This is a genomic window from Streptomyces europaeiscabiei (genome assembly GCF_001550375.1).
GTDB lineage: Bacteria > Actinomycetota > Actinomycetes > Streptomycetales > Streptomycetaceae > Streptomyces > Streptomyces europaeiscabiei.
The window spans coordinates 1-8,304 of record NZ_LRTR01000005.1; the positions used below are offsets into that span (position 1 = coordinate 1).

5 protein-coding genes and 1 pseudogene are annotated in these 8,304 nt (G+C 71.9%); 2 read left to right on the top strand and 4 right to left on the bottom strand.

Annotation, left to right across the window (positions count from 1 at the left end; translation table 11 throughout):
- Positions 1-75 precede the first annotated feature (75 nt).
- A pseudogene (locus AWZ10_RS00100) lies at positions 76-629 on the bottom strand (transposase); the annotation flags it as partial.
- A gap of 422 nt (positions 630-1,051) precedes the next feature.
- Between AWZ10_RS00100 and AWZ10_RS53335 the strand changes: the two are divergent.
- Positions 1,052-1,243 (top strand): hypothetical protein, encoded by a 192-nt coding sequence (locus AWZ10_RS53335; RefSeq protein WP_244172323.1) that lies wholly within the window; start codon positions 1,052-1,054, stop codon positions 1,241-1,243.
- Between the two features lie 766 nt (positions 1,244-2,009).
- On the top strand, positions 2,010-2,702 hold the full coding sequence (locus AWZ10_RS00110) for an ABC transporter ATP-binding protein (RefSeq protein ID WP_060890122.1): 693 nt from the start codon (positions 2,010-2,012) through the stop codon (positions 2,700-2,702).
- 157 nt (positions 2,703-2,859) lie between these two features.
- On the opposite strand, the gene AWZ10_RS00115 is transcribed toward AWZ10_RS00110, so the two are convergent.
- From AWZ10_RS00115 to AWZ10_RS00125, 3 genes are all read right to left on the bottom strand, one after another.
- A complete protein-coding gene (locus tag AWZ10_RS00115) occupies positions 2,860-3,885 on the bottom strand; it encodes an ABC transporter ATP-binding protein (RefSeq protein ID WP_060890123.1) in 1,026 nt (341 codons plus the stop codon).
- Positions 3,886-4,174: 289 nt separating this feature from the next.
- Positions 4,175-6,949, bottom strand: a complete 2,775-nt coding sequence (locus AWZ10_RS00120) for an ABC transporter permease (protein ID WP_079104265.1) — start codon at positions 6,947-6,949, stop codon at positions 4,175-4,177.
- Positions 6,946-8,304 (bottom strand): FtsX-like permease family protein (locus tag AWZ10_RS00125; protein ID WP_244172325.1); only part of this gene is annotated, 1,359 nt, incomplete at its 5' end. The genes AWZ10_RS00125 and AWZ10_RS00120, both read right to left, overlap by 4 nt.

Genomic DNA, 8,304 nt, shown 5'->3' on the forward strand with positions numbered 1-8,304 from the left:
GCGGGGAACAGCGGGGAGCGACCCGGGTACCCGCACGTCAGCGAATCGCCGGCTCAGCCCAGGTCCGCATACGCGAGCGCGGTTGACCGTTCGCTGGGTTGGTGTGAGGTCACGGCCCGGCGGGCGTCTGAGGGGTGTCGTCACCCACGGTCCGGCTCCCATGTAGGCACGGTCGGCGAGGACCGGGACGCCCTGGCGTTCGCAGATCCGGATGATCCGGTGGGTGCGGGCCGCGGTCAGGTCGTGCGCTCGGCCGGGCAGTGTGGGCGAGATCCACAGCAGCCGGCCCTCCGGATCGGTAACCACCTGCACGTTCACGCCGTGTCGGCGGTGCTTGGCGGAGTAGTCGGCCCGGCCCTCGCCCAGGCGGTCGCACTCCGCGAGAGTGCCGTCGAGCAGGACGTAGTCGGGATCGGCCTCGCGCACCACCTTGAGCAGGCCCGGTGCACGGTCGGCGAGCAGGCTGATCACCGAGGTGTGTAAGCGTGAGCGGTGCCCACCGAGATACCGAAGCCGACGGCGATCTGGGCGAGCGTGTCGTGCTTACGCAGGTACGTCAGGCCGACGAGCGCACGTTGGTGCGGCGGGAGTTTGCAGCGGCGGTCACTCTCGCGGGTGACGATGAGCATGGTGACCCACTCGACCAGGGCGTGGGGCAGGTCGAGTGAGGCAGAACGGAGGACCAACGCGGCTCCTGTGCCCGTGGGTTGAGACTTCGAACACCTCCCCCAACGGCACGGGAGCCTCGTGCGTTGTGCATCCCGGCCGCGCCACCCGATCGGTGGCCGTGCTGAAAGGATCACTGACACCAAGTCGCTCCGAAAATCGGCAGCGTCACGCCGGCGCGGGCATGACGATCACCACGCGAGTGGTGAAGACTGGATAGATGCGACCTCACGCCCCCGGCGGACTCCTGTTCGTAGCACTCGGTCTCGTCCTTGTCGCCGCCGGCTACGTCTGGAGGGGACGTGTCCTGCGCCCCCTCTCGGCGAAACGGGCCCAGGCGGCCGTGATCCGGGACCGTTCCAGAAGCCTGTTGCATTCTGCGGACATGGCGATCGCCGAAGCACGCCGCCGGGCCGCACGCGGCGACCCGGCCATCGTCACGGTCGGGGACGTGACCAGGGTGGCGTGCCAGCACTACGGGCACTTCGTGGGGCACGAAGAGGCAGCTGCCGCCCTCCGCCGGCGCTTTGATGCCGCCGACTGTTGGGTGGACTGCATGACTGACGCTTTCCACTGACTGTCTCCTCGGCGAGTGCTTATTGCCAGGGGCGCCGAAGCCGTCACCTGATCGGTGGTCACGCTGAAAAGACCCAGTGACCTTCAATTGACCTTCGTCTTCTGAAGACCGCCCGACGGGTCACCGAAAGTCCCCCGGAGCCGCCCCCTACGAAGGCGAACAGCAGAAGCTCGCTGTCTCGCGCTTCCCATACTCGCGGGGGCTGGTTCCGGGCGACGTGCTGGCGCGGTCCAGTCCCTCCAAGACGGAGGCGGCACCGATGGCAGACCAAGATCCGGACCACACGCGGGCCAGGGGGCTGAAGTTTTCGTCGACTTGGGCTGTTGCAACTGGTCAGAACTGCGCAAACCGTGTACCACCAGCAGACGAAGAACATTCTCTGTTCCTACAGCCCTCGGAAACTTGGGTTCTTCTAGCACCTCGAAGCCGGCCGCTGCAGGTTCATCGGGCTCCGGGAACCATGGTTCCGGTCGCTCCGGCGGCAGTTCGAACGGCGGCTGTCCCGTCGAGGCGCGGATGACAGTGCGTCGCACCCGCCGTCGGTCGTGCCGCGGGGCGTCAGGAAGTGTGCCGCGGCGCACCGGGCAGGTAGGGAAGCGGACGGGTTGGGGGTGGTAGGCCGAGGGGGCACTTCCCTTGACGCACCGTCACCCGCCGGAGGTCCGACGCGTGGGAACGGAGACGCCTCGGCGCACCACGCTTTGCCGGTTGTGGTGCCGGGTGAGATGATGACGCGCCGCGGGATCAGCGAGCATACGGGGGCGCGATGGGCCAGGCGGTGGCCGCAGCCATGCTGCAGGTGGCGGATGTGCACAAGTCGTACGGTCGAGGCGCCGGCGCCGTTCATGCCCTGCGTGGCGTTTCCTTCGAGGTCCCGCGTGGGGAACTCGTTGCTCTCAAGGGACGCTCGGGCTCGGGCAAGACCACTCTGCTCAACATCATCGGTGGTCTGGACGAGCCGGACAGCGGAAGCGTCACCGTCGACGGGCTGCACCTGCGGGACCAGGGTGAGGACGCCCTCCTCGCGCTGCGCCGGGAGCGTATCGGCTTCGTCTTCCAGTCGTTCGGGCTCATCCCCATCCTCACGGCTGCCGAAAACGTGGGCATACCGCTGCGGTTGCGAAAGGCGGACCCGCGCGAGCGCCGGGAGCGCGTCGAACTGCTGCTGTCCCTCGTGGGGCTCGCCGACCATGCCGCGCAGCGCCCGGGAGAGTTGTCGGGCGGGCAGCGCCAGCGCGTCGCCATCGCCCGCGCCCTGGCCAACAGTCCCTCGATTCTCATCGCCGACGAGCCGACCGGCCAGTTGGACGCGGAAACCGGTCACTCCGTGATGGAACTGCTGCGCGCGGTCGTTCGAAGCGAACGGATCACGGCTCTCGTGGCCACCCATGACACGACGCTTCTCGACCTTGCCGATCGTGTGCTGGAACTGAAGGACGGTGAGATCACCGAGTTTTGAAGCCGGTCGTTTGGAGCACCGCGGACACGGGGCCGGCATGCGCTCCCCCGCTCCCCCGCTCCCCCGCTCCCCCAAGCTCTTCGAGCACGAGATCCTCGTCGCGTCGACTGTCTCCGCCGCCTTGCGGCAGCACACATCAGACCTCACCTGGTTCGGTTCAGAGCTCCGGCTGGTCCTCGCCTGAGCCCTGGCCGTGACGCTGTTCCTCGGCTGAGCCCTGGCCGTGCCGGTCGTTCCGTGCGTCGTCCGGGCGGACGGCGATGTGGTCGGGTTCCAGTTCCAGGGCGACACGGTCGCGCATCCCCAGGACCCGGGTGTACTCGGCGGGCAGCTGAAGGCGGCCGGCCCGGTCGAGCATGGCGTACTCGCGGGCGACCAGGTTCTCCTGGCCGGTGGCGGAGTCGACTTCGCTGTGGCGCAGGACCTCCGTCGACGTGCGGCCGTCCCGGATGGCGACCGTACGGCGGACCTCACCGGCGACGGACTGATCGTGGGTGACGATCACGATGGTGGTCCCCAGCTCCTCGTTCGCGGTGCGGAACGCGGCGAAGACCTGTTCAGCGGTGTGGGAGTCGAGTTCGCCGGTGGGCTCGTCGGCGAGCAGGACCGCGGGATCGTTGGCGAGGGCGACCGCCAGGGCGACGCGCTGCTGCTGGCCGCCGGACATCTGCTGGGGCCGACGATCGCGGCACTCGGCGACCTTCAGCAGGTCGAGGAGGTCCATGGCGCGGTCGGCCCGGGTTCGGCGCCGGTCTCGGGCGCGAGCCAACTGCAGGGGCAGGGCGACGTTCTGCGCGGCGGTGAGATAGGGCAGGAGATTGCGGGAGGTCTGCTGCCAGACGAAGCCGACGGTCTTGCGACGGTAGGCGAGGCGTTCCTTGGAGGACATCGTGACCAGGTCGTGGCCGGCGACGCGGGCAGCGCCGGCGGTGGGTCTGTCCAGTCCGGCCAGGATGTTCATGAGGGTGGACTTGCCGCTGCCGGAGGCACCGACCAGGGCCATGAGCTCTCCCTTGCGAACGAGGAGATCGAGGCCTTGCAGTGCCTGGACCTCCACGCCGTCGGCGGCGAAGATCCGTACCAGCCGGTCGCAGGTGATCAGGGCGTCGTGACCGTAGACGGCGGCGTCGCGCGTGGCGAGGGCACGGTCGGCGAGTTCGTGGAAGGTCGGGCTGCTGGTCATCGGCTGCTCCTTGGCGGACGGAGGGACACGGGCCGGTGCCGGAAGGGCTGGGACCTGTCGTTCGGATCACGCCCGGGACGTGGGGCGTGGCATCGCTCCCCCACTGCCTTGAAGGCGTGGAGGGATTCCCGGCGGTGTTGCCGTCGGTTGCCGGCGCTCCGCGTTCACGCCCTCCTCCGCCGTGCAGCCGCACGCGCCGCGCCGCGCTCACCGGCGGCCGAACGGCGCCGCTTTCGAAGCCGGCGTGATCCGAACGCCAGGTCCCAGGTCTCAAGGCTCCGCTCACTGTCTAGTTGTCACCCAGCCTCAGTTCGCGCACCGAGCCACGTCGGCTGGTCCACCAGGCCTGGCCGGCGGGCACACCGACGGCCAGCAGCAGCACGGTGAGCGCCGGAACCGCCAGCGAGAGCGGATCGGTGCGCAGCGCGGCCCCCTCGAGAGCGGACGGGGAGGCCAGGGCGATGGCCGTGAGGTCGACGCCGGGCGACAGCAGGTGAATGCCGATCCAGCCGGTCAGCATGCCACCGGCCGTGGCCAGGAACGCCTGCGGGAGGGCCGTGAGGATCAGCAGTCGGCGGCCCTGGGACCGGGTCATGCCCATGGTGCGCAACCGGGCGAGCAGGGCGCTGCGTTCGGGTGCGGTGCGCAGCACGGTCAGCACGAGGGCGAGGATCGCGTACCCGGCGCCCGCGGCGACCGCGACACCGTACAGGCGTTCCGCGCCGGACTGCAGCGGTGAGTCGACGTGCCGCGTGCGTTCCTCGGTGCGCAGCCGGACGGTTGCCGCTGTGCCTTCCGCGACCGAGCGCAGCGCCCGGCCGTTCAGAGCGTCGCCGGTCAGTAGCAGGGTGGTCGTACGCGCCGCGCCGCGGGGAAGGCCGGCGCGGTCCACGATCAGGAAGTCGTCACCGAACACGGCCGGGGTGCGGTCTCGGACCATGACGATCCGGACGGTGACGGAGGTGCCGTCCGGGAGCAGGACGGAGTGGGGGCCGGTGCCGTACTCGTCGGCCACGCGAGGTGAGGCCAGCGCGGGCAGGGGCCGGTCGGTGCTGCCCGCCGTACCGGCGTCCGCCTGCCGGAGGCTCGCCGCCTCGAACGGTCCCAGTCCCGTGTGGTGCGACAGGAGCGCATAGGCGTCGGGGTCCACACCGGCCAGCGGTACCGGCTGACTGCCTTGTTCTGGCTTCGCGTCGTAGGTGACGCTCGCTTGCGTCATGTCCCGTACGCCGGGCAGTTGGCGTACGCGGTCGGGCAGGGCTCGAGGGAGTTCACCGGTGATGGTCTCGACGCGGCCGTCAGCGCCCACTTCGAGGAGCGCGGCCCGGTCGCGGGCCGCCGTGACCCCTGCCAGGACCGAGCCGCCGAACGCGGCCGTGGTCAGGGCGCTGAGCAGGGCGAGCAGGGGCAGCACGGCGAAGCCGGGGGCGCGGGCGACATGGGCCAGCGACAGGGGAATCACCAGGCCGCGCATGCGAGTGGTCGCCTTGCTCAGCGCACGCAGTGGCACGGGGTGGAGGCGTGCCAGCAGCAGAGCCGCGACCACGCCTGTCAGCAGCGGAGCGGCGGCCACCAGACCGGTGCTGCCGGAGCCCTGTCGGCGCAGGGCGGCGATCGCCCCCGACGCGATCACCAGGACGGTCAGTTCCGCCACGGTTCGGCGCCGCGACGGCCGGGCGGCTGTGAGGTCCTCCCGCCCGTCGTGCATCCGTACCGTGCGGTGTGCCACCACGACGCGCAGGGGGAGCGCGCCGCAGGCGAGCAGGGTGACGGCGAGGGTGGCGGCGAGGGCGGGCGCGGTGCGGGCACCTGGCAGGACGAGCAGTGCGGCAGTCAGTCCGAGGGCGCCGGCGGGCACGGCCACCACCGCCGTCTCCGCCAGCAGCCGGACGGCCAGGCCGGGCAGTGAGACGCCGCGGGCACGCAGCAGGGCCAGCTCGCTGTGTCGGCGGTCGGCTGCCACGCCGCCGGCCATGGCCAGGACGATCACGGCGAGGCTGCCGGTCCCGACGGCGGCGAGGAGAAGCAGCGGATCGATCCCCGACCGTAGTCGGGCATGGTCCGCGAGGACCTCGTCGAGATTCGTCTGGGCTTCCAGGCTCTCGTCCACGACCGCCCGCAGTCGCTGCACTCCCGGCCCCGACTCGAGGGCGGCCACGGCGGACGCCAGACGGTCGAGATCGTGGCCGCGCAGGGTGGCGACGTCGGGGGCCACGTGCCAGTACCGGTGCGGGCGGCCGGGTGTGCCCAGGAGGGCCGGGCCGGCATCGGGGGCGAGAAGCAGGCCACCGAGCCAGTGGACGTCCGTCGGCAAGAGGTCGGGCCGGCGGCTCAGCGTGGGGGTGCGCAGCACCGGCTGTGCCGACCAGTAGGCGCCCTCGGGGGCGCGCGGGACGACGATTCCGGTGACCCGGACGGCGAGCGGGTCGTGTGCCGAGCCTGGTACGTGGATCACCGAGCCCACCCGGATGTCGAGTGTGCGGGCGGTGTCCACGGTGACGGCGGCCTCGACCTGCGCGGTCGCCGCGGTCACCGGTGCGCCCGTGGTGCGCGGCAACCGGCCGGCGCTGAGCCGGGCGTGGGAGGCCAGGTCCTGCTGGGCGGCGAGCACCAGTTGGGCGGGCAGGCCGGCGGGCCGGGGAAGCCAGGGGTCGGACGCCTCGAGGGCGACGGTCGTGCGCACGCCGTACGACGACTGCGCGGGGTCGGGAACCAGCGGTGCCTCGGCGGTGGCGAGAATCTCGGCCCGCGCGGCGGTCAGCGGACCGACACGCAGGGCAGCCTCCATCTCCTCGACCGTGTCCATATAGGGCAGCGGGACCTGCACCTCCACGGTCGTCTGGTCGGGTAGAGCCTGCTCGACCGCCCGGCGCAGCCCTGCGTCCCCGTAGCGGTCGACGGCACGCGGGTACGCGGCGGCCAGCGCCGCGGTCACGGCCACCAGCAGCGCGAGGGCCACGGACGTAGCGGCGAAGGCCCTGAGCCGGGTCCACAACCCGGCCCGTACGTGCGGTGGCACCGCCCTCGTCCCCCCGTCCTGAGGGGGTACCCGCTTCGCGGTCACTGCGTCACCTCGTCCCTGAGAGCCATCACGGGTTTCGCCCGTCGAAGGGCGAGGGCCACGGTCACGAGGGCGGGGCCCGCCGCGAGGGCCGCCAGCAGGGCGGCCAGGCGCGGGAGCGGGAGTTCGACCAGCACCGGTGGGAGCGGCCGGGTGGCCTGCCCGGTCAGGACGACGAGGGGAACCAGCGCGTGCGTCAGCACCGTGCCCAGGGCGGTGCCGACCAGCAGCGCCAGGGCCACCAGTACGCCGTGCTCCACGGCGACCAGCCGGGCCAGCCGACGGCGTGGTGTCCCCAGGGCGCGCAACACGGCGAACTCACCGTCCCGGGACCGCATCGCCCCTGCCGCGCTCACGGCGAAGCCGAGCGAGGCGAAGAGCACCGTCACCACGGCCGCCCCGACCAGCGCTGCTTCCGGGGCCGCCCCGAACGGGTCGTCGCGCAGCTGGGCCGCTATCTCGTCGCGCACCATCACCTGCTCCGGATCGACGTCGGGCAGGGCGCGCACGGCCGCTGCCGTTGCGCCGGGCGCGGCGGTGCGCAGCCACCACTCGGTGGGCTCCAGGCTGGTTCCGTAGCGGGCCTGCAGCACCCGGTTGACGGCCCGGAGATCGACCAGCAGGGCCCCGCCGTCCTGCGCGGTGGCTTCCGTCGTGGGCAGGGCGCTCGCGGTGCGGACGATGCGTACAGGCACGGAACGGCCGTCGAACGTCACCTCCACGCGCTGGCCCTCGCGCGCACCGGACGCGGTGAGGTACCGGTCGGTGGCGACCGCGACGATCTCGGGCGCCGCGGGCTGGGCGACCTTCAGCCGGACCTCCAGCGGCGATGCGGGCGGCGATATGTCCGGCGGCTGGTACCCGGTGCCGTAGGTCATGGTGACGGGTGTCGTCGACGTGATCCGGGGGCGGGTCGGCCGGGCGTTGTCGTCGGGGACGGCGGCCGGGTCGGCCTCGACCGCGGTCGCCCACCTCGTCGGCAGGGTCAGCTGCCGGACGTCGCCGTCGCCCGCTGTCGCCGTTAACGCGCCGAGGATCAAGCGGTGCCGGTGTGGACGGCTGATCGGCTGCGGCGTACTCAGTTCGAGCCCGGTCAGCGTCAACGGGCCCCGGGCGCCGTTCAGATCCGGGGTCAGCCGGTGAGAGCGGCCGTCGGAGGCGAGGTGGCCGGACGGTATGTCGTAGGTGGTTCCGTGACGGTCCCGCACCGTGAGTGTGACGTCCGCTCCCGGCCCCGGCGTGGTGCTGTGCAGGGCGGCGGTCAGCGTGAGCCGGGCGGTGCCCTTGGGTATCTCCGTGCCCGCGGGCGCTCCACGCGGCGCGAGCCCGGCGAGCAGCGGACCGTCCGTCAGGTCGCG

Bases quoted from the DNA above. Each gene is read 5' to 3' on its own strand.
- AWZ10_RS00115 (WP_060890123.1), bottom strand. From the start codon at position 3,885: ATGACCAGCAGCCCGACCTTCCACGAACTCGCCGACCGTGCCCTCGCC.
- AWZ10_RS53335 (WP_244172323.1), top strand. From the start codon at position 1,052: ATGGCGATCGCCGAAGCACGCCGCCGGGCCGCACGCGGCGACCCGGCC.
- AWZ10_RS00110 (WP_060890122.1), top strand. From the start codon at position 2,010: ATGGGCCAGGCGGTGGCCGCAGCCATGCTGCAGGTGGCGGATGTGCAC.